Source organism: Pseudoalteromonas sp. NEC-BIFX-2020_015 (assembly GCF_012952265.1).
Taxonomy (GTDB): Bacteria; Pseudomonadota; Gammaproteobacteria; order Enterobacterales; family Alteromonadaceae; genus Pseudoalteromonas; species Pseudoalteromonas neustonica.
The window spans coordinates 1-24,282 of the sequence record NZ_JABCJL010000045.1 but is presented as its reverse complement, the minus strand read 5'-3'; the positions used below and the strand labels follow the sequence as shown (position 1 = coordinate 24,282).

Annotated in this window: 28 protein-coding genes; 20 read left to right on the top strand and 8 right to left on the bottom strand. The window is 39.9% G+C overall.

What is annotated here, in order from left to right; genetic code table 11:
* Positions 1-122 precede the first annotated feature (122 nt).
* From HH219_RS20860 to HH219_RS20850, 3 genes are all read left to right on the top strand, one after another.
* The gene (locus HH219_RS20860) at positions 123-602 is read left to right on the top strand and encodes a Crp/Fnr family transcriptional regulator (RefSeq protein WP_169328513.1); all 480 of its coding nucleotides are present in this window, start codon (positions 123-125) and stop codon (positions 600-602) included.
* Between the two features lie 94 nt (positions 603-696).
* Positions 697-1,323 carry a nitroreductase family protein gene (locus HH219_RS20855; protein ID WP_169328512.1) on the top strand — a complete coding sequence of 209 codons (627 nt, stop codon included), beginning with the start codon at positions 697-699 and terminating at the stop codon, positions 1,321-1,323.
* Positions 1,320-1,790, top strand: a complete 471-nt coding sequence (locus HH219_RS20850; protein ID WP_169328511.1) for a DMT family transporter — start codon at positions 1,320-1,322, stop codon at positions 1,788-1,790. Before HH219_RS20855 ends, HH219_RS20850 begins: the two co-directional genes overlap by 4 nt.
* A 364-nt stretch (positions 1,791-2,154) precedes the next feature.
* Here the strand turns inward: HH219_RS20850 and HH219_RS20845 are convergent, their stop codons facing one another.
* Both HH219_RS20845 and HH219_RS20840 read right to left on the bottom strand, forming a co-directional pair.
* Complete coding sequence (locus HH219_RS20845) at positions 2,155-2,859, bottom strand: response regulator transcription factor (protein WP_054206112.1); 705 nt, start codon at positions 2,857-2,859, stop codon at positions 2,155-2,157.
* Positions 2,860-3,019: 160 nt separating this feature from the next.
* Complete coding sequence (locus HH219_RS20840; protein WP_054455426.1) at positions 3,020-5,515, bottom strand: prolyl oligopeptidase family serine peptidase; 2,496 nt, start codon at positions 5,513-5,515, stop codon at positions 3,020-3,022.
* A gap of 315 nt (positions 5,516-5,830) precedes the next feature.
* On the opposite strand from HH219_RS20840, the gene HH219_RS20835 reads away from it, so the two are divergent.
* The gene (locus HH219_RS20835; RefSeq protein ID WP_054206114.1) at positions 5,831-6,907 is read left to right on the top strand and encodes a hemolysin family protein; all 1,077 of its coding nucleotides are present in this window, start codon (positions 5,831-5,833) and stop codon (positions 6,905-6,907) included.
* Here the strand turns inward: HH219_RS20835 and HH219_RS20830 are convergent.
* Positions 6,904-8,118, bottom strand: a complete 1,215-nt coding sequence (locus HH219_RS20830) for an EAL domain-containing response regulator (protein ID WP_054206115.1) — start codon at positions 8,116-8,118, stop codon at positions 6,904-6,906. The two genes, HH219_RS20835 and HH219_RS20830, sit on opposite strands and share 4 nt — an antisense overlap.
* Before the next feature lie 144 nt (positions 8,119-8,262).
* Between HH219_RS20830 and HH219_RS20825 the strand changes: the two genes are divergently transcribed.
* Positions 8,263-9,279: a site-2 protease family protein gene (locus HH219_RS20825; RefSeq protein WP_169328510.1), complete on the top strand. Its 1,017-nt coding sequence runs from the start codon at positions 8,263-8,265 to the stop codon at positions 9,277-9,279.
* Between the two features lie 55 nt (positions 9,280-9,334).
* On the opposite strand, the gene HH219_RS20820 is transcribed toward HH219_RS20825, so the two are convergent.
* Positions 9,335-10,645 carry a TIGR00366 family protein gene (locus HH219_RS20820; RefSeq protein WP_169328509.1) on the bottom strand — a complete coding sequence of 437 codons (1,311 nt, stop codon included), beginning with the start codon at positions 10,643-10,645 and terminating at the stop codon, positions 9,335-9,337.
* Between the two features lie 65 nt (positions 10,646-10,710).
* Entirely contained in the window at positions 10,711-11,661 is a 951-nt protein-coding gene (locus HH219_RS20815; protein ID WP_054206119.1) for a chemotaxis protein CheV, read from the bottom strand.
* A 161-nt stretch (positions 11,662-11,822) separates the two neighbouring features.
* Here HH219_RS20815 and HH219_RS20810 point away from each other — a divergent pair, with 161 nt between their 5' ends.
* Both HH219_RS20810 and HH219_RS20805 read left to right on the top strand, forming a co-directional pair.
* Entirely contained in the window at positions 11,823-12,890 is a 1,068-nt protein-coding gene (locus HH219_RS20810) for a potassium channel family protein (protein ID WP_169328508.1), read from the top strand.
* Complete coding sequence (locus tag HH219_RS20805) at positions 12,890-13,102, top strand: hypothetical protein (RefSeq protein ID WP_054206121.1); 213 nt, start codon at positions 12,890-12,892, stop codon at positions 13,100-13,102. Before HH219_RS20810 ends, HH219_RS20805 begins: the two co-directional genes overlap by 1 nt.
* A 61-nt stretch (positions 13,103-13,163) precedes the next feature.
* Here HH219_RS20805 and HH219_RS20800 read toward each other — a convergent pair whose 3' ends face one another.
* On the bottom strand, positions 13,164-13,622 hold the full coding sequence (locus HH219_RS20800) for an EVE domain-containing protein (RefSeq protein ID WP_169328507.1): 459 nt from the start codon (positions 13,620-13,622) through the stop codon (positions 13,164-13,166).
* Between the two features lie 79 nt (positions 13,623-13,701).
* Between HH219_RS20800 and tesB the strand changes: the two genes are divergently transcribed.
* Positions 13,702-14,559: an acyl-CoA thioesterase II gene (gene tesB, locus HH219_RS20795; RefSeq protein WP_054206123.1), complete on the top strand. Its 858-nt coding sequence runs from the start codon at positions 13,702-13,704 to the stop codon at positions 14,557-14,559.
* Here the strand turns inward: tesB and plsB are convergent.
* Positions 14,556-17,009, bottom strand: coding sequence for a glycerol-3-phosphate 1-O-acyltransferase PlsB (plsB, locus tag HH219_RS20790; RefSeq protein WP_169328506.1), 2,454 nt, complete (start codon positions 17,007-17,009; stop codon positions 14,556-14,558). The two genes, tesB and plsB, sit on opposite strands and share 4 nt — an antisense overlap.
* Positions 17,010-17,417: 408 nt before the next feature.
* Between plsB and rpsJ the strand changes: the two genes are divergently transcribed.
* From rpsJ to rpsQ, 11 genes are read left to right on the top strand one after another with little or no spacing between them, the layout of a single operon-like run.
* Positions 17,418-17,729 carry a 30S ribosomal protein S10 gene (gene rpsJ / locus HH219_RS20785; protein WP_002957900.1) on the top strand — a complete coding sequence of 104 codons (312 nt, stop codon included), beginning with the start codon at positions 17,418-17,420 and terminating at the stop codon, positions 17,727-17,729.
* A 27-nt stretch (positions 17,730-17,756) separates the two neighbouring features.
* Positions 17,757-18,392, top strand: a complete 636-nt coding sequence (rplC, locus tag HH219_RS20780) for a 50S ribosomal protein L3 (protein ID WP_054206125.1) — start codon at positions 17,757-17,759, stop codon at positions 18,390-18,392.
* Between the two features lie 17 nt (positions 18,393-18,409).
* Entirely contained in the window at positions 18,410-19,015 is a 606-nt protein-coding gene (gene rplD / locus HH219_RS20775) for a 50S ribosomal protein L4 (protein ID WP_054206126.1), read from the top strand.
* Complete coding sequence (gene rplW / locus HH219_RS20770; RefSeq protein ID WP_054206127.1) at positions 19,012-19,314, top strand: 50S ribosomal protein L23; 303 nt, start codon at positions 19,012-19,014, stop codon at positions 19,312-19,314. Before rplD ends, rplW begins: the two co-directional genes overlap by 4 nt.
* A gap of 17 nt (positions 19,315-19,331) precedes the next feature.
* Entirely contained in the window at positions 19,332-20,156 is an 825-nt protein-coding gene (gene rplB / locus HH219_RS20765; RefSeq protein ID WP_002957895.1) for a 50S ribosomal protein L2, read from the top strand.
* Positions 20,157-20,171: 15 nt separating this feature from the next.
* Positions 20,172-20,450: a 30S ribosomal protein S19 gene (rpsS, locus tag HH219_RS20760; RefSeq protein WP_004588689.1), complete on the top strand. Its 279-nt coding sequence runs from the start codon at positions 20,172-20,174 to the stop codon at positions 20,448-20,450.
* Positions 20,451-20,464: 14 nt separating this feature from the next.
* The gene (rplV, locus tag HH219_RS20755) at positions 20,465-20,797 is read left to right on the top strand and encodes a 50S ribosomal protein L22 (RefSeq protein WP_004588690.1); all 333 of its coding nucleotides are present in this window, start codon (positions 20,465-20,467) and stop codon (positions 20,795-20,797) included.
* 11 nt (positions 20,798-20,808) lie between these two features.
* Positions 20,809-21,510 carry a 30S ribosomal protein S3 gene (gene rpsC, locus HH219_RS20750; protein ID WP_054206128.1) on the top strand — a complete coding sequence of 234 codons (702 nt, stop codon included), beginning with the start codon at positions 20,809-20,811 and terminating at the stop codon, positions 21,508-21,510.
* A 12-nt stretch (positions 21,511-21,522) separates the two neighbouring features.
* Positions 21,523-21,936, top strand: a complete 414-nt coding sequence (gene rplP, locus HH219_RS20745; RefSeq protein ID WP_054206129.1) for a 50S ribosomal protein L16 — start codon at positions 21,523-21,525, stop codon at positions 21,934-21,936.
* On the top strand, positions 21,936-22,127 hold the full coding sequence (rpmC, locus tag HH219_RS20740; protein ID WP_054206130.1) for a 50S ribosomal protein L29: 192 nt from the start codon (positions 21,936-21,938) through the stop codon (positions 22,125-22,127). The genes rplP and rpmC overlap by 1 nt, the downstream gene beginning before the upstream one ends.
* Positions 22,127-22,384 (top strand): 30S ribosomal protein S17, encoded by a 258-nt coding sequence (gene rpsQ / locus HH219_RS20735; RefSeq protein WP_054206131.1) that lies wholly within the window; start codon positions 22,127-22,129, stop codon positions 22,382-22,384. The genes rpmC and rpsQ overlap by 1 nt, the downstream gene beginning before the upstream one ends.
* Before the next feature lie 214 nt (positions 22,385-22,598).
* Here rpsQ and HH219_RS20730 read toward each other — a convergent pair whose 3' ends face one another.
* Complete coding sequence (locus tag HH219_RS20730; RefSeq protein WP_169328505.1) at positions 22,599-23,135, bottom strand: helix-turn-helix transcriptional regulator; 537 nt, start codon at positions 23,133-23,135, stop codon at positions 22,599-22,601.
* A gap of 220 nt (positions 23,136-23,355) precedes the next feature.
* On the opposite strand from HH219_RS20730, the gene HH219_RS20725 reads away from it, so the two are divergent.
* The gene (locus HH219_RS20725) at positions 23,356-23,793 is read left to right on the top strand and encodes a hypothetical protein (protein ID WP_331458719.1); all 438 of its coding nucleotides are present in this window, start codon (positions 23,356-23,358) and stop codon (positions 23,791-23,793) included.
* Positions 23,794-24,282 lie beyond the last annotated feature (489 nt).

Genomic DNA, 24,282 nt, shown 5'->3' with positions numbered 1-24,282 from the left:
TATTCATGTTGTTGTGTAGTAACAAGCCTAATTGCACGTTCACGAAATTCTGATGTATAGCGATTTGATTTTTTCATAGTTCCAGTTTCTCAAGTTATTGAGTCTCTGGCAAACACGGGGCGATTCAAGGTGAAACTCTTTATTCTTTAGGTGAAAAACCTAATAGTTTTGCGTTTGTCCACACGGGTTTGTTTCGTGCTTTTGTTCGCGGTGAAAATGGTGACGAGTTTAATAAAAACTTTTTTTCAGAAGGGCGTTTTCCGGGCAGTATGAGTTCACTGTTAACGGATGAAAATAGTGACTTAGAGGTTCAAGCACTTGAAGACAGTGAGATTATAGAAATTAACCACCAACAATACCGTGATGCTTTATTCAAATTCCCCGATTTAATGATTTTTCATATACATTATCTTGAGGCACATTGGTTAATTGAGAAAGAGCCTAGAGAAATTAGCCTTTTACAACTAGAGGCAACTGAACGTTACCTTCATTTTTTACATAAATTTGAATTGATCTTACATAGATTACCTCAATTTCATATTGCCAGTTACTTAGGTATTACACCTACCCAGTTGAGTCGAATAAAAAAGAAAATTAAATAAACTTGATGTTCTCAACATATGTAAAGGATTGCTTTAACGTATCGATATAAAGTGACGACATATACCTAGCGGGGTATAAAAGCAGGAGTAATATATGTCGTTCATTAAAGCGTTAAATTGGCGTTATGCCGTTAATCAATTTTCAGATTCACAGTTAAGTGAAAAACAAATTCATGGGCTTATCGAAAGTGTGCGTTTAGCACCAAGCGCATATGGTATCCAACCATACAAATTATTGATTGTTAAAAATCCAGCATTAAGAACAGAATGTGTAGCTAGTAGCTTTGGGCAAGCTAAGGTTGCCCAAAGCTCTCACTTGCTTGTTTTTGCTCATCAAAAAAGACTGACTTCCACTGATATTGATTGTTTTATTAGTAATCTTGCAAATAGCCAAGGTAAATCAGTCAGTGATTTAGCATTGTATAAACAGCAAATAAGTGATGATTTGCTCTCAAAAACTGAAAATCAGCAAGCAATTTGGGCTGCTCAGCAATGCTATATTGGGCTCGGTACCTTGTTGTCTTTTGCGGCATTAAATAATATAGATGCATGCCCAATGACGGGTTTTGATGTTGCGGGTATAGACCGTATTCTAGGGTTGGCAGATCAAGGTTTAAGCGCCGCTATTTTATGTCCTATAGGATTTAGATCACCTAAGGATGCCTCTGCTATACGGTCAAAATACCGCTTGAGCCAAGATCAACTGGTTGTTCGGCTATGAATATTCTAGGCGTAATGGGGCTCTCTGCGGGAGCTGCAATTGCATTTCAAGCTGCAATGAATGCGCAGTTAGGTAAGGTTTTACAGAATAACTTATTAGCAACGTGCTATGCATTTTTATCGAGTTTTTTAATTATTGCTGTTTTAACTGCGTACGTTTGGGTAAATAAGGGGCAAGGTTCGGGTGGCGAACAAGCTGAATTTATGCCAAATAGCTTGGGGGCAGTCCCTTGGGTTTTATGGTTATCGGGGTTGTTTAGTGCTTATGGCGTTGCAAGTTTGTATTACTTGATCCCAAAGTATGGGGTTGGCAATGTGATGAGTTATGCATTAACAGGTCAGATAGTGATTGCGATAATTATTAGTCATTTTGGTTTATTTGATAGCCCTATCAAAGAAGTATCTATGGTAAAGGTCGCTGGGGCTGTGCTGCTTGTGTTGGGTGTTATATTAATTAATAAGGATTGAAAAATGAGCGCGGCTTTACAAATATACTCAAGTCACCTCAAAATGCAGTCTCAGCTGGAGTTAAAAGCGATTTAGGCAAGGCATAGATTGCAAATAATAGTTGTTCCTTTGTTAAAAATTAATAACACAGTATAAATAACTTTTAAACCAAATGGTTGGGTGCATGAAGTCGATTCAAAGATAGCTAGTACAGCAATTAGTTATGTGACAGGAACGAATATAGGTATTTATCAGCTAGGGATTGCGCTGGGATACTGTCAAGTGGGGGGGAGCAAAATTTATGGATCACCTAATTGACTGCGCTGTTAAACGGAATTTGCAAACGGTTACCTGATAACAATCAATCAATCAACCAACATTATAATTAAATCGATAACATGTAGCCTTTGCCGCGTACGGTCACAATGCGTTTTTGATCCTTTTCATCACTGAGCTTTTTACGTAAGCGACCAATTAGCACATCCACTGTTCTGTCGTTTGGACTCCAATCAGGTTGGCCAATTTCTTCAGATATTTTTTCACGAGACGTTGCTTTTCCAGCATTTGAAATTAAGCAAATAAGGACTTTGTGTTCGGCCTCAGTGAGTCTAGATTCAATACCACTAGCAGTGATTAGTGTGCGGTTATCGGGGTGTAATTTAAAATCAGCATATTCGATAAACTCTTCGCTTTCGTCATGATGATTATTACCTTTGAGGCGCTTATATAAAGCGCGCATACGTAGTTCAAGCTCTAATAAATCAACGGGTTTGCAAATATAATCATCTGCGCCTTGTGCTAGGCCTGCAATACGGTCGGCCTGAGAATCACGGCTAGATAGCATGATCACGCCAATATCAGTAAGGGTGTTTAATTCTTTTGTTAGGTGTAAACCATCACGTTTTGGTAATACTATATCGACAATCGCTAAAGAAATAGCTGTTTTGTTATTTACACGCGATTGCACAATGGCTAAGGCATCAGCACCTGTTGCATCGTTCTCGATGTGAAATTCAGTCTCTTTAAAATGGTTGAGTATGCGCTTAACTAATAGTTCGTCATCTTCAACCAATAAAACATGAATGGCCATAGTATCTTAGTTACCTTTAATGATAGCTCTATGTTAGCACTCATTAGTAAAAGGTGAGAAGGGCGATCTTGAGTATTTCTGTACTATTTATGTCATTGTTTGGTAAATATCAACAGATAAGGGAGGTACCCTTACCTGTTGATAACATAAACAGTGTTAATTATTTTTTAGGATATAAATATTGCCACCACTGTGGTTCATTTTTTAGATGCTGGTCAAAATACGCAAGTTTGGTACTCCACCAATCAAAGCGTTGATCACGGGCGAATATTTGATGATCTGCGCCTTTGTATTCAATAAGATCAACATCTTTACCAAGCAGCTTAAGAGCTGTGTACATATTGTGACTTTCACCTACAGGTACATTGGTGTCAGAATCTCCATGTAAAAGTAATAACGGTGTGGTTACTTTATCAGCATGAAATACTGGGCTATGATCACTATAAAGCGTGGCATTATTCCACGGGTAGCTATTTTTAGATGCTTCACCTGAATATAAATACCCCCACCAACCTTGGCCCCAATACGATGTAATATTAGAGATACCTGCATGGGCAATTGATGCGCTAAACATATCTGTTTTGGTCGCTAACAACATAGTCATAAAACCACCATACGAGGCACCTAAATTACCTAATCGGTTTTTATCAATAAATGGATATTGTTTTAGCAACGCTTGCGTGCCTTGCATAATATCATCAGCAGTATATTGCCCCCATGCATTCACATGCTTAGCTGAAAACTCTTGACCGAACCCAGTTGCACCTGTCGGTTGCACTACATATACAACATAACCATGCTCTGCCCATAGATTAAAAGGGTATCGTCCAGTAAAGCCACGCGTAACTGGAGAGGTGCCACCATAATAATAAACGAGAGCAGGGTACTGTTTGTTTTTATCAAGGTCAGTTGGTAAGTAAACACGGCCTTTAATTTCAACACCTTCAGCGTTGGTGAAATTAAATTCGTCTAGGCTGGCAATATCAGTATTGGCATAACCTTCTGGTTTAGAATCCCAAAGCGTTTTTGCTTTATTTTTATTTATACTCAGTTGTTTTAATTGTTGTGGTGATGATGCGTTAGAACCGCTAACTAAAATAGCAGGGCTACGGTTGTTTGAGTAACTAAATTGCTCAACTACATCAAAGCCAGTTTTTAACTTGTTAAAGCGCTGTTTACTTTTATCGTAAAGATACAAAGCGATAGTATCTTGATCGGTAACTTTAACGATTGCATCGCCATTATTTAGTACTTCAAGTTGACCAATTGCTGGATCAAAATTACGGCTTAATGCAGATGCTTTTTTACCATTATCGGTTAATAAATAAAGTTGCCCATCGTAATTGTTTGAGAGCATGTCTTCAGGTAAATTCCGACCTAAGCCATCTTTAAAATCAGGCCCAGCAGTAACATAAATATCGTTATTGCTGTATTTGGCTTGGTTAAAAATATTAAATAGGCCAATAACTTCACTTTTACCGTTGGCGATATTAAGTTCGATTAGCTCTGTGGTTGGGTGAGTTGTTGCAAGCATTGGTTGTGTGCCGCGACTAAGTAATACTGTGCCGCGTTTGCTATTAAAGTCTTCAATGCTGTGACTTAGAGGTCCTTGGCTTAATATTTTACTTAGCCCAGTATTAATATCTAATAAGTAAACTTGTGATGTAATACGCGCATATGACCAACGATCTTGTAAGCCTTTATAGTGTTTTGTCAGGCTACTATCTGCAGTAGGTGATTTTGACCAGTTGAAAATTAAGCTTGTGTTGTCAAAGTACGAAAATCCGCCAGCGCCATCTAAATTTTCAGCGATCACTCTTAGGCTTAGGGTTTTACGGTTTAACTGCTTTAATTTACCCTCTAATAAATACACTATGTAGTTATTGTCTGGGCTCCAAATTACATTACTAGGCTGGCCAGATTCAAAGCGGTAAATTGTTCGGTTGTCATCATCTTTTAGTTCAGTCACCGTGTTTGCAGTGTTACCGGTGCTGTCCTGGTAGTGCCGCGTAGACACTAAGTGCTGCTTGGCGTCAGGTGATAGCGATAATGCACTTACTGTTGGTGCATCAAATAACTGTTTAGCAGATAAGCCATGTTGTTCTTTACTGCTAAAAGTCAGTGTGTGGGTATCTGTTTTCGCTGTAAAATCAAATTCTACATCATTCCAGTTAGCAACTTGCTCTGCGATTATTACAATTTGATGATCGCCTTGGCTTAATGCCAGCTCATATACATCTTTTGTGGGAGTTTGCTTCTCAGAATTGATGAAAAGCTGTGCTTTTTCTATCCCTTTAATTGTCAGAGTGCCTTGTGTAAAGCGTTCAGCGCTAGCGGTTAGCTTTAATGCTTGTAAGCCACCTAATGTTAATGCATTTACGCTATCAAACGACTGCCACTTTAGTTTTTCACCAAAGACTGTGATGCTTTTTTTTGGTTGTTGAAGGCTAGGTAAAAGGTTGTTGATAATCGCATCTTGATGCTCTGTTTGATATGGTTTCAATTGCATATCAGCGGCAATAGGGCCAATAAATTTTATATCCGCTTTATTTAAAGGTGCAGCAAATAGTGAGCTGCTAAAAGTACTTAACGTTAAAACGGCGAGTGTCGTTTTAAGACTTGGTTTTTTACCGAGCCAAATGGATCTAGGGTTCATAGTTGAGCCTGAAGTGGGTAATTTAATTTAATATAACATGTGAAAGTGGCGCCAAAAAGCGCTCTGCGATGGATTTTATCTTCCTTTAGTAGAAAGTTTGAGGTTAATACTGACAGTTGTTAAGGTGTATACTCAAACCACCTCAAAATGCAGGTTTTAATTAACCGTTTTGGCGTTTTACAGGGGCTTATTCTTTGCGTTGCTACTTTTTAAAAGAGATTGCTACTCTTGCAAAGTAACACTTTGATATTAAAACCTTTGAAACGCTAAACTCTGTAGTCTGGGTGTATCTAATTAAATAGCTAAGGAATAACAGTGACATTATTGATCGTTTACATGATAACGGCGATTACAATTTCTTTTTTATGCTCGATTATGGAGGCTGTGTTATTAAGCATAACGCCTAGTTATGTGGCAGTGCTGCGCAAACAAACACCAAAGTTAGCTAAACAGTTAGAAAAGCTAAAGAAAAATGTTGATCAGCCGTTAGCGGCTATCTTAACCCTTAATACGGTAGCGCATACTGCTGGTGCTGCGGGTGTGGGCGCGCAAGCTGCCGTGGTTTTTTCAGATACAGCAGTAGGCATTGCATCTGCAATTATGACATTGCTAGTATTGGTGCTTTCAGAAATTATTCCCAAAACACTTGGCGCAAATTATTGGCGTGCTTTAACGCCTATCGTTACCGCATCGTTAAGGTATTTGGTTATTGTATTAAAACCTTTTGTTTGGTTTGCTGATAAATTAACAAATATACTTGGCCGCAATTACGATGAAGCCTTTTATATTCGTCAAGAAATTGAAGCTATGGCAGATATAGGCACTGAATCAGGGGCACTACACAAAGAAGAGTCTGAGATTATCCGCAGTTTATTGCATTTTAGACACACCAAACTTGACTCGTTAATAACTCCGAGAACGGTTTTATTTAAGGTACATAAAGATTTAACTGTCGATCAGTACTTAGCAGAGCATGGAGCCGCTTCTTTTTCACGTGTATTGGTTTACGATAAAAACACTGATGACATTATTGGCTTTGTGCATAAAAATGACATTATGTTGGCATATCATCGCCTAGATAAAGAATACAAAATAAGTAAGCTGGTTAAACCAATTTACACTGTTCCAGAAACCCTCTATGTACCGACTTTATTACATACACTATTAGCCGAACGTACACATATTTGTCTTGTTATTGATGAGTACGGAGATGTGCAGGGGATAGTGACGCTTGAGGATATGATAGAAGCTTTAATGGGTCTTGATATTATTGATGAGCATGATCAGTCAGTGAATATGCAAATGGTTGCCAAACAACGTTGGCAACAACGATTAGCCAGTAATGATAAATTACTAAGTGAAGAAGACAAGCATGGCCGAGGCGACAACTAGCGTCTGGTTTTACTGGCACTAACCATATGCAACCAAGACTTGGCCCATCGGGTAAGCTCTATTTTTCCTTTAGGGCGGCAAATTAGAAAGCCTTGCATTAAAATATGTTCTTTAAAGCGGTCTAGGTACTCAAGCTCTTCAACGCGCTCTATACCTTCGGCAACGATAGTGAGATCTCCTTGCGTCGCAATGTTAACTAGGCTGCTAACAATCACCTGTGAAAATTGATCTGTTTCAATGTGGCTTATTAAAGTGCGATCTATTTTTACTTCTGTGAATGGGAGTGTTTTGAGTTGATTTATGTTGGTAAAGCCAACACCAAAATCATCAAGAGAGATATCGAACCCACGTATTCTCAAACGGTTTAATGTTTCAAGTTGAGCAGAGCTACATAAAGCATGTTGTTCTGTTATTTCTAAAATAATTTCACTTGGCTTGAGGTTGTTAAGTTTTAATATAAGTGCCAATTTATCAGGGCAGCTTAAATCTTCTAGCTGGCATGGCGATAAGTTAAATGCCAGTTTTAGGTTGTAACCTAGATTTTTCTTTATATCGATAAAGTCATTGGTTGCCTTTTCAAAAAGCTGAAAAGTAATTAGATTAATTAAATCTAAATGTTCGGCCACGCAAATAAAGCGATCAGGTAAAAATACAGTGCCTTGCGGGGTTATGATACGGGCGAGCACTTCTATACTTTCTACCTTGTTGGTTGCCCTACTTACTTTTGGTTGATAAAACGGGGTAATTTCATTATGACTAATAGCGTGTAGGAGTTGGTGTTCAGATATAGGCTCAGAAGGTTTTTCGGTATGACACGCTAAATGTTCTAATTTTTGCAGTAACTGATGCACTTGTGTTAATTGCACGGGTTTAGCAATATTACCGATTAAATGAGCATTACTTTTACGGGCTAAGTCGGCTGCTAAATCAATCACTTTGGGTGCCATTTCTGAAATAATAACAATGGCGCCGGGGTAATGAATATCACCTAAGTGGCGAATAAGTTCCATACCATCCATATTAGGCATGTTGAGGTCTGTAAAAACAGCATCATACAGTAATGGTGATTTCTTTACTTTTTCAAGTGCTTCTTGGGCATCTAAACATGTAGTTATATGTGGAACATCTAGTTCATTTAAAATGGCTTGCATCACGACTAAAATTGCTTTTGAGTCATCAACAACAAGTATACAGCGGGCTGTTTTAGTCATGTTCACTCCTTGAAAAAAAACTTATTTATAATTTAAAAGTAGTAGATAAAGTATTAGGTGTCAGCATAACGACTAAAATAAATACCCGAATAGTCGAAAAAAAATAGGTATACTTGACGTAATATTTTTAAGGCTGTGAATACGATGATTCGAATACAACTAACCCTTGCTGAACAAGATTATAGTTTGGTTTTAGTAGGGCAAAAAATTGTCCAAATATTTCAAGAGCAACAAGCTATAGGGTTTGATAATACACGTGAAAGTTATTTTGAATTTAAGTCTAATGGCCAAGTAATTGGTTTAGATACTAGTGCAGTGCTCGATAACAGCTTGGTATTGTATATAGACGGCGAACTTGCAAAGCAATTGACACTTCCCCCAATGGAAAAAACTAAACCAAAGCAAGGTTTATTTGGACTGTTTGCGTTAGGTTTTAAAATTTTTAAAAGTGCAAAAGTGGTTAAAGTAGCACTAGCCGGCGCATCAGTTGCAGGTTATGCCTGGCTATTTACGTTTGAGTTCGCTTTAATGTTAATAGCGTGCATGGTGATCCACGAATACGGTCATGTTAGAGCTATGCAGTATTTTGGTATTAAAACCAAAGGGATTTACTTGATTCCATTTGTCGGGGGGCTGGCCGTCTCTGATGATAAAATTACCACCCGCTGGCAAGATGTAGTGATATCACTTATGGGCCCTGCGTTTGGTTTGATCACATCTGTTTTAGGTGTTGTGCTTTATTACGCCACAGAGATGGAAATATTCGCTGGAGTCGCAGTACTTAGTGCATTACTTAATTTATTCAACTTATTGCCTATTTTACCGCTAGACGGTGGTCATGTGCTAAAAAGCATAAGCTTTTCAATGCGCTCATGGGTAGGTTTGAGTATATGTATTTTAGGAGTGTTATTTGGATTGTGGATAAGCTATACCTTTGGCTTAATGTTACTCGTGTTTTTCTTATTTATCGGTGCACTGGAAATTGCCTTTGAATGGCGCGGTCGTCACTTCTCACACCTAGTACCGCTAGATAAATATGGCCAAGGCTTTTCAGCAGTAATGTATGCACTCGTCGTTGCAGGACACGTCGCGGTAATGATGCACTTTGCTGATTCAGAAAACGCGATATTAAGCTTACCGATGAAGATTTTATCGAGTTAAAATCAAACATTATCAATAGGACTGATCATGCAGGCGCCTATTGATAATGCCATCACTAATAAAAACTCAATACCAACGATATAAACACGCCGGTTATAATCAATTGCACTAAACAAAAGCCCATGATGTCTTTGGCTTTTAGGCCGGCAATTGCTAGCACTGGCAAGGCCCAGAATGGCTGAATTAGGTTAGTCCAGGCATCTCCCCATGCTACCGCCATTGCAACCCGGGGCATATCAGCCCCTAAAGCTTGTGCGGCGGGTATCACTATCGGTGCTTGTACCGCCCATTGACCGCCACCTGATGGCACAAATATATTTACTAAGCCAGCACTTAAAAAACTCAACAATGGCAGTGATTCAGCATCGGCAATAGCAATAAAACCTTGTGAAATTTGTTGTGCTAATCCAGTGTCGACCATAATCGCCATGATCCCTGCATAAAATGGGAACTGGATAATAATACCTGCGCCACTGGGCACTGCTTGTTGTAAGCTGGTTAATAAATTATATGGCGTTTGATGTAGTAATATGGCTGAAAATAAAAACAGCGCAATCACACTGTTTAGATTAAGTGAACCGGCATTAAGGGCAAAATAATAAACTAAATATGCTAACCCCATAATGCCAATACTCATACCTAATAAGCGACTGTGTTCAATATGATCTGCAGGGCGAAGTAAGTCTAATTTTTTAGGTATTGGTTCGCTAAGGCTAGCTTGATCGACATACACACTGTCTTTATCACAAGGTAACATATAGCGATTAACCAACGGCATAATGATAAATAAACCGATGACGATGGCAATATTAAACCCTGAAAATAATGTATCTCCAGTACTAATGACCCCAATACTTTGCTCTGAAAAATGACCAGTAGTAGCAATAGTGAGTGGAATTGAACCTGCAAGACCACCATGCCATACAATAAAACCAGAATAAGCACTGGCAACGAGTAAGCGATAGTCCACTTTTGTTTGTCGAGCAATGGCTTTGGCAAACAAAGCGCCAATCACTAACCCAAATCCCCAATTAAGCCAGCTTGCAAACAATGACACCACAGTAACAAAAATAATCGCTTTGGCAGGGCTGTTAGCATACGTGGCTAGTTTATTTAGAATTGAATTAATAACAGCAGTACTTGCAAGCATATAACCCGCTAGCAGCACCAGTAGCATTTGCATGGCAAACTTTAGTAAGTTCCAAAACCCACTTCCCCATGCATCAAGCACTTCAAGGCTACTTGAAGGTGTAAAAATACAGGCAAGGGCAAAAGTAACCAGGGTTAATAAAATCACAAACACGAATGGATCGGGGAGGTAACGCTCAACTAATTTTGTGAACGGTTTGGCAACAGAATTGAGCATAGAAGTATTTTTATTATTTATAGAGAGTGCCAATTAACCATGAAAGTAGTTAATTGGCAAATAGCCTAACTTTTTTTCTCAAGCACAACTTTAAGACGGTTTTGCACTTCTTCGACTAATAAGTCTGGTTGGAATTTAGATAAAAATGAGTTGCAGCCCACTTTTTCAACCATGGCCTGATTAAAACTGCCACTGAGAGACGTATTTAAAACGACAAATAAATTTTTCAACCGTTTATCATTACGGATCTCATGCGTTAGTCGGTATCCATCCATTGCGGGCATTTCAGCATCGGTGATCACCATTAATAAGTCTTGCTCAACATTATCACCCCGATCAGCCCAGCTCTTAAGCATATTCAGCGCTTCAAGGCCGTTACTAGCAGGAATAATTTCAATACCCAGTTGCGACAGTGTATCACTGACTTGTTTGCGTGCTGTCGGTGAATCATCAGCGTGGAGAATTTTACGTCCAGCAAACTCATTAACGATACTTTGATCAACTAAGTCATCAGAAATTTTAACTTCATATTCAATAATTTCAGCGAGTACTTTTTCTACATCAATGATTTCGACTAATTGCTCTTGGTCATCACGTATAATCTTTGTTAGTGCGGTTAGATAGTGATTTTTACCTACAGAGCTTGGCGGCGGCATGATATCTGACCATGTCATGTTGACGATTTGATCAACCTTACCAATTAAAAACCCTTGCACTGTGCGGTTATATTCAGTAATTACAAGATTGCAGTCTTCTATATTACGCGCCTCAGACATACAAATGGCTTTACGTAAATCGATAACAGGGATTGACTCACCACGAATATTCGCTACACCAGAAATTTTAGGGTGTGCATGGGGAATAATGTTTAAATGTGGCAATTTAACCACCTCTTTAACCTTAAATACATTGAGTGCAAACAAATGGCGACTATGTAAATAAAACAGTAAAAGCTCTAGACGGTTCTCTCCGACTAATTGAGTTCGTTGATCTACAGAAGCTAATACACCCGACATAATACGCTCGACTTTATGGTTAACGAATTTAAGTATAGCTTACACTGTTCCAGTTGAGAAAAGCATCCTAGAAAATAATCTTAAATATTACAAACATTGCCTTCAATAAAGCATTGCAGTAACTTATCGGGTAATTGATAACGGATTAACCAAGTGGTGGCATGCCTTTTATATTTAAACAACTTTTTTTGTTAGTTAGAAGCCATATAGATCAGGTAAGTTGGCAGGCGGTTGCTGTTGCCACATTATTGCATATGGCATTAATTTGGTTGCTATTAGTGCTTGCCGGAGAATCCGCATTAAGTCCTTTAAGCACCTTTGTATATTACTATATAGTGACTACATCAACCGTGGGTTACGGTGACTTTAGTGCGAGTACAGATCTAGGTCGCTGGATTGTTGCACTATTACAAATCCCTTTTGGGTTGGCATTATTTGGTGTTCTGTTAGGAAAAACAGGGCAAACAGTTACTTATTTAATTAGGCGCGCTATGACAGGTGATAAAAGTTTTTCACATTACAACAACCATATTATTATTTTTGGCTGGCACCCAACGCGCACAAAAAAAATGATTGACTATATTTTGGCTGACCAAAAACGCACTGAGCGACGTATTTTACTTGCGGTAACAGAGCCTATGGAGCACCCATTTTTAACCAATGCTCATGTTGATTTTGCACGTTTAACAAGCTTTACAGATTGCGAGCAACTGGAACGCGTAGCTATCAAGCAGGCAGATAAAATTATTATTGATGGTCAAGATGACGATCAAACATTTACTACCGCACTGCGCATAAGCAAGCTAGTCAAAGGTGATTGCCATATCAGCGCACACTTTAATGACGAGAGTAAAATTGAAATGTTGTTAGAGCATTGCGGTAATGTTGAATGTAGTAGTGCTAAATCAGCTGAAATATTAGTGCGTTCAATGCAAGATCCAGGGTCTAGTCGTGTGCAAGAAGAATTACTATCTACATTGCATGGCGACACACAGTTTAGCTTAACGATACCAAAAGATTTAAATACCATGGAGTTCGGTAAACTTTTTCACCATTTTAAACACGATCACGATGCTATTTTATTGGGTGTAGCACATAACTTAAGCGCACAAAATATGGATTTAAATCCACCGCTTGCTTACCCTGTGAATAGTGGCGATATTTTGCATTACATTGCTGTTGACCGCGTATTAAGCAGTGAAGTTAACTGGCAAGAGCTGGCTAAGTAATGGATGAAGTCGCGTTTTTAATTTTAGTATTGAGTGCCTATATTCTACCTGTAGTGATCGTTCTCAATACTAAACGCACTCAAGGCCACGAAAAAAACGGCTGGCTAATCGGTATTATCTTCTTTTCATGGCTTGCACTGATAATGTATTTTGCCATCGTGCCCAAACATGGGCATAAGAAAAAAGGGGCTAGAAAAAAAGCGAAAGGTTAATTCCGGCAGTTGTCATTGTGAATAAAAGCGCGGGATAAGGCCACGCTTACTGCTTAGCGCGCTATTGCGCCATTTTCATTATCTCATCCCAATCAGCCTGGGTGACCGGCATTACCGATAATCGACCACCTTTTTTTAGCGCTATTTCGGTAATGGCATCATTTTTCTTAATCGCTTTAAGACTAACAAGTTTACTTAAGTGCTGCTGATAGCTGACCTCAACGACCACCCAGCGTGGCTTATCATTACTTGATTTAGGGTCATAATAATCACTACTTAAATCAAATTGGCACGGGTCTGGATAGGCCTCAGCGGTCACTGTTGCAATACCGGCTACACCTACTTGCTTACAGCTTGAATGATAGATCATCACTAGGTCGCCAAGTTTTACATCATCGCGCATAAAGTTGCGAGCTTGATAATTACGTACACCTTCCCAGGCTGTTGTTTGTGCGGGTGCACTCTTTAAATCATCAATTGAAAAAGCATCGGGTTCGGTTTTAAATAGCCAATAAGCCATAGTAAGGTTTCCTAACAAAGATTTACTTAGAGTCATTGTATAGTATGATTTAACTATTGTGGGATTGAGGATATTAAAAATGAGCCAAGTTTTAGATGATTTATTGTCATTATTAACGCTAGAAGAAATAGAGCAGGGCTTATATCGTGGGCAAAGCCAAGATTTAGGTTTTCGGGCGGTATTTGGTGGTCAAGTGATGGGGCAAGCGCTCTCAGCAGCTAAAGAGACCTTACCTGAAGGGCGTATTGTTCATTCATTGCATTCTTATTTTTTACGCCCGGGCGATGCAGCAAAGCCGATAGTGTACGATGTTGAAACCATTAGAGATGGTAAAAGCTTTAGTACTCGTCGTGTGAGTGCCATTCAATACGGTAAGCCAATTTTTTATATGACGGCGTCGTTTCAGGCTGTTGAAGAAGGCTTATCTCACCAAGCTACTATGCCTGACGTACCTGCACCTGAAGAACTGCGCTCATCATTAGAGTTTTATCAAGAAAACGCCGAGCATATACCAGAGGTAATTCGGAATAAGTTTATCCGCGAAATGCCCATTGAGATGCGTCCGGTGACATTTCATAACCCGTTCAAACCACAAGAAATGGAACCCGTTAAGCATATTTGGTTTAAAGCCAATGGTGAAATGCCAGATGATCAGCGCATTCATAATTACTTACTAGCGTATGCGTCTGACTTTGAGTTTTTACCAACTGCATTACAGCCGCATGGCGTATCGTTTATGCAGCCAAATATGCAAGTTGCAACGATTGATCATGCAATGTGGTTTCACCGTCCGTTTAGAATGGACGATTGGATTTTATATACTATTGATAGCCCAAGTGCGAGTTCTGGGCGTGGCATGGTTCGCGGGCAGTTCTTTGACCGTCAAGGCAATTTAGTTGCCTCAACGATTCAAGAAGGGGTCATGCGTCAGCGCTAATCATGCGCTGAGTGTTGTGCTTGGCTCAGTACAATATCACTAATAGACTGCCAGATCCGTGCTGGCAGTAACGCCTTAAGGTGCATATAGGCTTCACATAATTCAGCGCTGCCTTCTAAGCCATTACTCGTTTCGCTAATTAAGCCTTGTTCACGCAAATTACTAATAAAACCTACCAATACTTTTTTGTCAAAAAACTCAGGAGTTTTAATACCGTGCAATGTACCTAATCGCTGCGCGAGTACTTGGCTTTCACGCTCAAGTTCGGCGCGTTCAATACCTTTACTCGTTTGGATAAAGCCAATCACAATGGCGTAGCGTTGTAGAGTTAAACTCAGCGCACGACCAAGTATTTCAAGCTTGGCTAAGCAGTCATTACTATTCGTGATTTTGATATTGTCGCCCTCAATCTCTATCAGGTCTTGATCAACAAAGCTGGCTAAAATTCGGGTAATGTAATTTTCATCAAGCGCGTGCAAAAACCATTCTTTAGCAAACATAGGGTAAAAGCAGTTAATCAATGCTTGGCACTGCGAAATGGTGGTTTTATGGCTTTTAAATATATGCAGCGCCAGTAAACTTGGTACAGAAAATACATGCAAAATATTATTACGATAGTAGTTAAAGAGGATTTTTTCTTTATCGTTAATTGCGATGATCTCGCCAAACTCATCGCTTATTACATCAAATTTATTTAGCTTTAAGGCGTGAGTTAATAGCTCTTCCGGGCTCTCATCTGGAATGGTGATTTTTGCGCTGTAACTAGCATTGCGTTGTAAGTGCAGATAAAAATCAAGTTGTGCAAGCAGTTTTGGTTTACTCAAGGCTTGCTTATCGTTTACTAATAAAATCATAGCAAGCAAATTAACAGCGTTAAGCGCGGCCGCATTATTAATGTTAACCATTACTTTATCAGCTAAGGTGGCTACTTGTGGTCCAAGCCATTGTGGTTTTTGTACATCCGTAGGATGAATAGAATCACGCCAATCTGGTTGTTGGTCATTTAAATATTGATTGACCGAAATGGGGTCGCCAAAATTTAAATAACCACGGCCGTAGTTTTTTAAGTTTTTAATTGCTTTAAAAATCCCAAATATTGATTCACCTTTTTTATCATCACCGGCGAGCTCTTTAAGATAGGTATTAATTTCCATAACGTGTTCATAACCAATGTACACAGGCACAATTGAAATTGGGCGATCAATACCACGAAGCATGGCTTGCAGTGTCATAGCCAACATGCCGGTTTTTGGTGGCAGTAAACGCCCGGTACGGCTACGCCCCCCTTCGGTATAAAACTTAACAGAGTAGCCTTTAATAAATAGTTGGCTTAAATACTCTTTAAACACCGCTGAATAAAGTTTGTTGCCCGCAAATGAACGGCGAATAAAAAAGGCGCCTGAGCGACGAAAAATTCCACCTGCTGGAAAAAAGTTTAAATTAATACCCGCAGCAATATGTGGCGGTACTAAACCAAGATGATAAATAGAGTAGGTTAGCAGTAGATAATCCATGTGACTGCGATGACACGGCATATAGATGATTTCATGGCCTTTATTGGTCAGGTCGTGAATTTGCTCGGTGTATTTTATTTCGATACCGTTATACAGCTTGTTCCATAACCAGGTTAATGCCCTCTCAGCAACGCGGATGGTCGCGTCACTGTAGTTAGCGGCTATTTCATCCAGTAGTTTTAATGCGTTTTGACGTGCCTGTGCTTGGCTTATATTCTTACTCTTTGCTTCATCGCTAATAGCTTTTTTAATAGTGGGGGATGCTAATAGCGAATTAAATAATTGCTCGCGTGAGGGCATTTTAGGGCCCGTAGCCGCTAATTTTTGACGACGAAAATGTACGCGGGCTACACGCAATAATTTATGTGGCAGCTCATCCACATCGGCTTTTTCGTTTACTAATAGCGATAAATCTAACGGCTGACTAAAGCGTACAAAATTATCACGGCCAGAGAACAGTAAAACAAAAAATTTACGAAACCAGCTAGGCGTTAAAGAGTGTGATACGAGTGTACCTAAACCTGGTTTTTCTTTACCCGGATTGCGGCCCCATAAAATAGTGACCGGAATGACTTGTACGTTTTTTTCACCACTGGCGATTAACTGTTCAATGATTTGCTTACCTTGATTTAACGCGTCAGTAGGCTTTGCCTTGTCACCAAACAGTGGTGGTGGGTTCTGTAGGCCAATAAAGCGATCTAATGAGGCATTACCAAGCAGTTGTTGTTCGGTCGGATTTGGTAAGCCATGCTTTTTACATACGCGTGCGAGTGCAGCTAAATCAGATCGAGCATTGAGTTTAACGATATAAAAAGTGGGATAAGCCGGGTTAAGGGCATATTGTTCAATAGGGCTCTCTGGCAGCACTTTACTTTTTACAAGCAGGCGGTTGGTCACCATTGAGATAAAGTTCAAACAATAATTAAAAATACGCATCAACTCACCAAGGTTAAGGATTAAGAGATAAAAGCAAACAAGGGGGAATAATAACAATTAAAAACTGGACTGACCATTATCATTCATACTATGCATGATCTCACTATAGTAAATCCACAGTAATGACGACACGATGACAGGCCCTTTTTTACAGTATAAATTACAGTCATTCGGGTTGATTGAAATAGTTGTTGCATTTATCACCAATATCACTATAATACGCAGGCTTTCAAAATTCCCCCGGGAACTTGAAAGGAACATTAAGCTTGGATTTCAAGCTAATAAAACAGGAGTTCCGATTTGGAACTCAACGTAGATATAAATCAACAACCGGCATCTTATGTTTTTAAGATTGTTTCGGTCGTTTTTTTATGCTCTTTTAAATGCTCTTTATATTGAGGTTTAAGAATGTCAAATCAACGCATTCGTATTCGCCTAAAAGCTTTTGACCACCGTTTGATTGACCAATCAACGGCGGAAATCGTGGAAACTGCGAAACGCACTGGCGCACAAGTACGTGGTCCAATTCCACTACCTACACGCTTTGAACGTTTTACTGTACTTACATCACCGCACGTTAATAAAGACGCGCGTGATCAGTACGAGATCCGCACCCATAAACGTCTGATCGACATCGTAGAACCAACTGACAAGACTGTTGACGCACTTATGCGTTTAGATCTTGCTGCTGGTGTTGATGTTCAAATCAGCCTGGGTTAATCGAAAGATTAGAGAGGTTTTAGGAAAATGGCATTAGGTCTAGTCGGTCGTAAAGTGGGTATGACACGTATCTTCACTGAAGATGGTGTATCTATCCCTGTGACAGTTATTGAAGCGACACCTAACCGCATTGCTCAGATCAAATCTGACGCAACAGACGGTTATAACGCGCTTCAAGTAACCGCAGGCACTAAAAAAGCAAGCCGTGTAAACAAAGCAACAGCGGGTCACTTCGCTAAAGCTGGTGTTGAAGCGGGTCGCGGTCTGTGGGAATTCCGCCTTAACGGTGGTGAAGGCGATTTTGAAGTAGGCGCTGAGCTTACTGTTGAATTATTCAACGAAATCAACAAGGTTGACGTAACCGGTACTTCTAAAGGTAAAGGTTTCCAAGGTGGTGTTAAGCGCTGGAATTTCAGCATGCAAGACGCTACACATGGTAACTCTCTATCTCACCGTGCTCCTGGTTCAATCGGTCAAAACCAATCACCTGGTAAGGTGTTTAAAGGTAAGAAAATGGCCGGTCATATGGGTGCTGAGCGTGTAACGACTCAAAACTTAGAACTAGTACGCGTTGACGCTGAGCGTAACTTGCTTTTAGTTAAGGGTGCAGTACCTGGAGCTATCGGCGGTGACGTTATCGTTAAACCTGCTGTTAAAGCATAAGTCCTGGAGATTTAGTGATGGAATTAGCAATTAAAGACGCTTCTGGCGGTCTTGAAGTTTCTGAAGCTACTTTTGGACGTGAGTTTAACGAAGCATTAGTACATCAAGTAGTTGTTGCATACGCAGCAGGCGCTCGTCAAGGTACTCGTGCTCAGAAGACACGTTCTGAAGTAAGCGGTGGTGGTAAAAAACCATGGGCTCAAAAAGGTACTGGCCGTGCACGTGCTGGTACAATCCGTAGTCCAATTTGGCGTTCAGGTGGCGTTAGCTTTGCAGCTAAACCACAAGACCACAGCCAAAAAGTAAACCGTAAAATGTACCGCGGTGCGATCAAAAGCATTTTATCTGAATTAGTTCGTCAAGAGCGTTTAATCGTTGTTGAAAGTTTTGCTCTAGCAGCACCTAAAACTAAAGAACTAGTTGCTAAGCTTAAAGAACTTGAGCTTAAAGATGTTCTAATCGTAACTGAAGAAGTAGATGAGAATCTATTTTTATCGGCACGTAACCTGTACAAGGTTGACACGCGTGATGTAGCTGGTATCGACCCTGTAAGCTTAATTGCTTTCGACAAGGTACTTATTACAGCTGCTGCTGTTAAGCAACTTGAGGAGACGCTAGCATGATCCGTGAAGAACGTCTTTTAAAAGTGATCCTTGCTCCACATATCTCTGAAAAAAGCACCATTGCTGCTGAAGAAAACAACACGATTGTTTTTAAAGTAGTAAATGACGCAACTAAAGCTGAAGTTAAAGCTGCTGTTGAAAAGCTTTTTGAAGTGGAAGTAACTGGTGTTCGCACACTTAACGTTAAGGGTAAAACAAAACGTACTGGCGCACGTTTCGGTCGTCGTAGCGACTGGAAAAAAGCTTACGTTACTCTTAAAGAAGGCAGCGAACTAGACTTTGTCGGCGGCGCCGAGTAATAAGGGGAGTTAGAATTATGGCACTTCAAAAGTGTAAGCCTACTTCTGCGGGCCGTCGTCACCTAGTTAAAGTGGTTAACTCTGATCTACATAAGGGTAAGCCATACGCACCACTTTTAGAGAAAAACTCTAAATCAGGTGGTCGTAATAACAATGGTCGTATTACGGTTCGTCATATCGGTGGTGGTCATAAGCAGCATTACCGTTTAATCGATTTTAAACGTACTAAAGATGGCATTCCAGCCACTGTTGAGCGTTTAGAATATGATCCAAATCGTAGCGCAAACATCGCTCTTGTATTATATGCAGACGGTGAGCGTCGTTACATTATCGCACCAAAAGGCTTAAAAGCTGGTGATGCAATCCAGTCTGGTGTTGATGCACCAATCAAGCCTGGTAATGCATTACCTATGCGCAATATGCCTGTAGGTTCGACTGTTCACAACGTAGAATTAAAACCAGGTAAAGGTGCTCAAATCGCACGTTCTGCTGGTGCATACGTTCAAATCCTTGCTCGTGATGGTCAATATGTAACATTACGTCTTCGTTCAGGCGAAGTTCGTAAAGTTGAATCTGATTGTCGTGCGACACTAGGTGAAGTAGGCAATGCTGAGCATATGCTTCGTTCACTTGGTAAAGCAGGTGCAAATCGCTGGCGTGGTATTCGTCCGACAGTTCGTGGTGTTGCCATGAACCCGGTTGATCACCCACACGGTGGTGGTGAAGGTCGTACATCTGGTGGTCGTCATCCTGTGTCTCCATGGGGTAAGCCGACTAAAGGTGCTAAGACGCGTAAGAACAAGCGTACGGATAAATTTATAGTACGTCGTCGTACTAAGTAATATTGAGGAATAGCCATGCCACGCTCTCTCAAGAAGGGTCCTTTTATAGACCTACACTTGCTGAAGAAGGTAGAGAAAGCTTTGGAAAGCGGTGAAAAGAAGCCAATTAAAACTTGGAGCCGTCGTTCAATGATCATACCTAACATGATCGGATTGACCATTGCTGTCCATAATGGTCGCCAGCATGTACCAGTTTTCGTTTCTGACGAAATGATCGGTCACAAACTAGGTGAATTTGCACCAACTCGCACTTACCGTGGCCATGCTGCGGATAAGAAAGCGAAGAAACGTTAAGAGGGGAATGATAAATGCAAGCATTAGCTAAACATAAATTCGCCTCTGGTTCGGCGCAAAAAGCACGTCTAGTTGCAGATCAGATCCGCGGGTTACCTGTCGATCGCGCACTAGAAATCCTGGCGTACAGCCCTAAAAAAGCGGCTGTATTAGTTAAGAAAGTACTTGAGTCTGCTATTGCTAACGCAGAGCATAACGAAGGTGCTGACATTGATGAGCTACGTGTAACAACGATCTTTGTGGACGATGGTCCTACAATGAAACGTATTATGCCACGTGCTAAAGGACGCGCTGACCGCATCCTTAAGCGTACAAGCCACATCACTGTTGTGGTTTCAGATAGCTAGGAGTATAAGTAATGGGACAAAAAGTTCATCCTACTGGTATTCGCCTAGGTATATCTAAACCTTGGGTTTCTACCTGGTACGCGAGTTCAAAAGATTTCTCTGCACAGCTTTTTGGCGATCACAAAGTACGTACATTCCTTACTAAGGAATTGAAAGCGGCTTCTGTGTCTAAAATCGTTATTGAGCGTCCAGCAAAATCAATCCGCGTAACAATTCACACGGCTCGTCCGGGTGTTGTTATCGGTAAAAAAGGCGAAGACGTAGAAAAATTACGTCAAGCGGTAACTAAGATTGCTGGTGTACCTGCTCAGATCAATATCTCTGAAGTACGTAAACCAGAACTAGATGCACAGTTAGTTGCAGATGGCATTGCCTCTCAACTAGAGCGTCGTGTTATGTTCCGTCGCGCTATGAAGCGTTCGGTACAAAATGCAATGCGCATTGGTTCAAAAGGAATCAAAGTTGAAGTTAGCGGTCGTCTTGGCGGCGCAGAAATCGCACGTTCAGAATGGTATCGTGAAGGTCGTGTACCTCTACATACTCTTCGTGCTGATATCGACTACGCAACTTCTGAAGCCTTAACCACTTATGGTATCATTGGTGTTAAAGTTTGGATCTTCAAAGGCGAAGTTATTGGTGGTTTACCACTAGTACAAGAGCAAGAGAAGCCAGCTAAACGCGCACCAAAGAAAGCCAAGAAAAGTGCTAAGTAGAGGTAGCGAGTAATGTTACAGCCAAAACGTACAAAATTCCGTAAAACGCATAAAGGCCGCAACCGTGGTCTTGCGCAAAACGGTAACAAAGTAAGCTTCGGTACTTTCGGTTTGAAAGCTACTGGCCGTGGCCGCATGACTGCTCGTCAAATCGAAGCAGCTCGTCGTGCCATGACACGTCACGTAAAGCGTCAAGGTAAAATCTGGATCCGTGTGTTCCCTGATAAGCCTATTACAAACAAACCGCTTGAAGTCCGTATGGGTAAAGGTAAAGGTTCTGTTGAATATTGGGTTGCTGAAATTCAGCCTGGTAAAGTACTTTACGAAATGGAAGGTGTTTCTGAAGAGCTTGCTCGTGAAGCATTCAACCTTGCTGCTCGTAAACTGCCATTCAAAACAACTTTCGTAACTCGGACGGTAATGTGATGAAAGCAAGCGAACTAAAAGACAAAAGCGTAGAAGAGCTTAATGCTGAACTTCTAGGACTTCTTCGTGAGCAATTTAATATGCGCATGCAAGCAAGCACTGGTCAGTTAGCTCAGACACATACGCTAAGAACAGTACGTCGCGATATCGCGCGTGTAAAAACAATTATTAACCAGAAGGCAGGTCAATAATGAGCGATAAAATCCGTACTCTTCAAGGCACTGTAATCAGCGACAAGATGGAAAAATCTTTCACTATCGCTATCGCACGTTACGTGAAGCACCCAATTTATGGGAAATTCATCAAACGTACGACTAAATTACACGTACATGACGAAAATAACACAGCAAAAGCGGGTGACGTTGTTTCTATCCGTGAATGCGCTCCAATTTCTAAGACTAAGTCTTGGACATTAGTAGACGTTATTTCTAGTCCTAAACAAGCTTAATTTTTAATTAAGTCTGTTTTATAAAAGCCTCGGCATTAGCCGGGGTTTTTTGTTTTTAAAGAAGCCATAAGCGGTAAGTTGTCAGCTTTCAGTTGCTCGCAGTGAATGTTAGCGCCGTAGCTTGGGTTGAGTATTGAGAAACCCGAGGAGAAAAGAGCGTCATAAATGCGCTGAAATAATATTCTTAGAATTAAGTAACAACTAAATATCGGGTTTATAATTTACGAAACTTATACCTTTGTGAAAATACACCTGCAACTATAGATAGTAAAATACACACTACAGAACCTACAATTAGAAAGCGGTTTTCGATCCTGCTAACTTGTCTTTCGCCGACAATATGGTAAGTAACATCACCTTCAATAAAGCGTTCGCCTTGATATTGCTGACTAACATTAAACGCTAAAAATTCACCTTGTTTTGCCTGATAAGTAAAGTAGGTTTCAGAATAAAAAATTTCATACGTTGCACATAGCCAAACTATAAGACCAATTATAAACAGCACAAAACTTAATATGGGCAGTTTTTTCAGCGGCACGTTTGTTGGTGGTGTTGTAGGTAAATAGTTATTAAAACACACTTCGTCGTAGCACAATTTTAACTTTTCGATCACTTCAGGAGAGGGAATGAATTGACCATTCTCTAGTTTTGATAAATAAGATTGTTGGATGCCTATTTCCCGAGCAGCAAATGCTTGAGTCCATTTTTTGTTTGTTCGAAGACGTTTTAATTCTATTCCTAGTGATTGCATACTTATTACTCTCTCCTTAATTGTTGCCGTATTATTATCACCAATTAGCTAATCCAGAGATAGAGCTTATGATTATATTCATGTAAATGAATAAAAGAATATTATGAATATTAATGGATTAGCGTTTTTTATGGGCCGTTTTAAATTATGCTAGCATTATCAAACTAACGAAAGGATATATTTTATTATGAAAAAACACGTCTATTTATTACTTAGCTCCATGGCTTTATTATTGGTTAGTTATCAAACTAATGCCGAACCTGTTTTTGCAGTTAAAGCCGATATTTATAAATTGAAAAATGAGATAACAATTGATAGTAAAATTGCTAAAAAACTAAAATCATTGGCTCCAATTCACCAACCAGTGCTATTAGCCTTATTAAATGAGAGTGCATTAATAGAAATAGGAGATGAAAAACAATTAACAGCACTTGAGGTAAAGGCAAACGAAGATGGATCGTTTTTTAATGCGGCGATGAAGTTAAAAGATAAAACAGATGGCCAATGGCAATCAATAACGTCTTTTATGCCTAACATTCCTAATGGTCAAACTGTATATTTTAGCCGTACTTTTATCGATAGTGTTTGGTTGATAAAGTTAACCGGGACACGTTACGAATCAGAGGAGCTGGGTCTAGCTAGTTTCCAAAACCAATAATAGTAATCGCTGGAGTATTATTATCTGTTTACTGAGGTTGATATTTTATATTGTTAGCTGTGTTTGATTTTAAAAATAGAATAATAAATCAATGTTTCAGGATAACGAATATTGTGATTATTACGATTTCATCGTTTTACAGAGCATGTTATGCACAGGTGTTTGTGGGTAACATGTCAGTTTCTTTTGTGTATCTTATGAAAGTGAAATAAAAGCAAGATTAGTGATAATAACGCTTGCGTAAAATCAGCCGCGCCCTATAATGCGACCCCACTGAGACGGCAGACAGCAACGCTTAGCGGGGCAAGAGTTAATCAGTGAGTCGAGTAAAACTTGAGTTTAAATTTTTATAAAGTTTAAATTTAAGTGTTGACAAAAAAATAGGAAAGCGTAATATGCGCAGCCCTAGCGAGATAAAGTTTAACTTTAATCGCAACGTTCTTTAACAATATAAAGCAATCATCTGTGTGGGCACTCGTACAGATTGAG

Excerpts from the sequence above, each read along its gene's own strand:
- HH219_RS20730 (WP_169328505.1), bottom strand. The coding sequence starts at position 23,135 with ATGCAATCACTAGGAATAGAATTAAAACGTCTTCGAACAAACAAAAAA.
- HH219_RS20845 (WP_054206112.1), bottom strand. The coding sequence starts at position 2,859 with ATGGCCATTCATGTTTTATTGGTTGAAGATGACGAACTATTAGTTAAG.
- HH219_RS20830 (WP_054206115.1), bottom strand. The coding sequence starts at position 8,118 with ATGACTAAAACAGCCCGCTGTATACTTGTTGTTGATGACTCAAAAGCA.
- rplB (WP_002957895.1), top strand. The coding sequence starts at position 19,332 with ATGGCACTTCAAAAGTGTAAGCCTACTTCTGCGGGCCGTCGTCACCTA.
- HH219_RS20805 (WP_054206121.1), top strand. The coding sequence starts at position 12,890 with ATGGATGAAGTCGCGTTTTTAATTTTAGTATTGAGTGCCTATATTCTA.
- tesB (WP_054206123.1), top strand. The coding sequence starts at position 13,702 with ATGAGCCAAGTTTTAGATGATTTATTGTCATTATTAACGCTAGAAGAA.
- HH219_RS20815 (WP_054206119.1), bottom strand. The coding sequence starts at position 11,661 with ATGTCGGGTGTATTAGCTTCTGTAGATCAACGAACTCAATTAGTCGGA.
- plsB (WP_169328506.1), bottom strand. The coding sequence starts at position 17,009 with ATGCGTATTTTTAATTATTGTTTGAACTTTATCTCAATGGTGACCAAC.
- rpmC (WP_054206130.1), top strand. The coding sequence starts at position 21,936 with ATGAAAGCAAGCGAACTAAAAGACAAAAGCGTAGAAGAGCTTAATGCT.
- HH219_RS20850 (WP_169328511.1), top strand. The coding sequence starts at position 1,320 with ATGAATATTCTAGGCGTAATGGGGCTCTCTGCGGGAGCTGCAATTGCA.
- HH219_RS20810 (WP_169328508.1), top strand. The coding sequence starts at position 11,823 with ATGCCTTTTATATTTAAACAACTTTTTTTGTTAGTTAGAAGCCATATA.
- rpsJ (WP_002957900.1), top strand. The coding sequence starts at position 17,418 with ATGTCAAATCAACGCATTCGTATTCGCCTAAAAGCTTTTGACCACCGT.
- rplC (WP_054206125.1), top strand. The coding sequence starts at position 17,757 with ATGGCATTAGGTCTAGTCGGTCGTAAAGTGGGTATGACACGTATCTTC.
- rplV (WP_004588690.1), top strand. The coding sequence starts at position 20,465 with ATGCAAGCATTAGCTAAACATAAATTCGCCTCTGGTTCGGCGCAAAAA.
- HH219_RS20855 (WP_169328512.1), top strand. The coding sequence starts at position 697 with ATGTCGTTCATTAAAGCGTTAAATTGGCGTTATGCCGTTAATCAATTT.
- HH219_RS20840 (WP_054455426.1), bottom strand. The coding sequence starts at position 5,515 with ATGAACCCTAGATCCATTTGGCTCGGTAAAAAACCAAGTCTTAAAACG.
- HH219_RS20725 (WP_331458719.1), top strand. The coding sequence starts at position 23,356 with ATGGCTTTATTATTGGTTAGTTATCAAACTAATGCCGAACCTGTTTTT.
- HH219_RS20825 (WP_169328510.1), top strand. The coding sequence starts at position 8,263 with ATGATTCGAATACAACTAACCCTTGCTGAACAAGATTATAGTTTGGTT.
- rplD (WP_054206126.1), top strand. The coding sequence starts at position 18,410 with ATGGAATTAGCAATTAAAGACGCTTCTGGCGGTCTTGAAGTTTCTGAA.
- HH219_RS20820 (WP_169328509.1), bottom strand. The coding sequence starts at position 10,645 with ATGCTCAATTCTGTTGCCAAACCGTTCACAAAATTAGTTGAGCGTTAC.
- rpsC (WP_054206128.1), top strand. The coding sequence starts at position 20,809 with ATGGGACAAAAAGTTCATCCTACTGGTATTCGCCTAGGTATATCTAAA.
- rpsS (WP_004588689.1), top strand. The coding sequence starts at position 20,172 with ATGCCACGCTCTCTCAAGAAGGGTCCTTTTATAGACCTACACTTGCTG.
- HH219_RS20800 (WP_169328507.1), bottom strand. The coding sequence starts at position 13,622 with ATGGCTTATTGGCTATTTAAAACCGAACCCGATGCTTTTTCAATTGAT.
- rplP (WP_054206129.1), top strand. The coding sequence starts at position 21,523 with ATGTTACAGCCAAAACGTACAAAATTCCGTAAAACGCATAAAGGCCGC.
- rpsQ (WP_054206131.1), top strand. The coding sequence starts at position 22,127 with ATGAGCGATAAAATCCGTACTCTTCAAGGCACTGTAATCAGCGACAAG.
- rplW (WP_054206127.1), top strand. The coding sequence starts at position 19,012 with ATGATCCGTGAAGAACGTCTTTTAAAAGTGATCCTTGCTCCACATATC.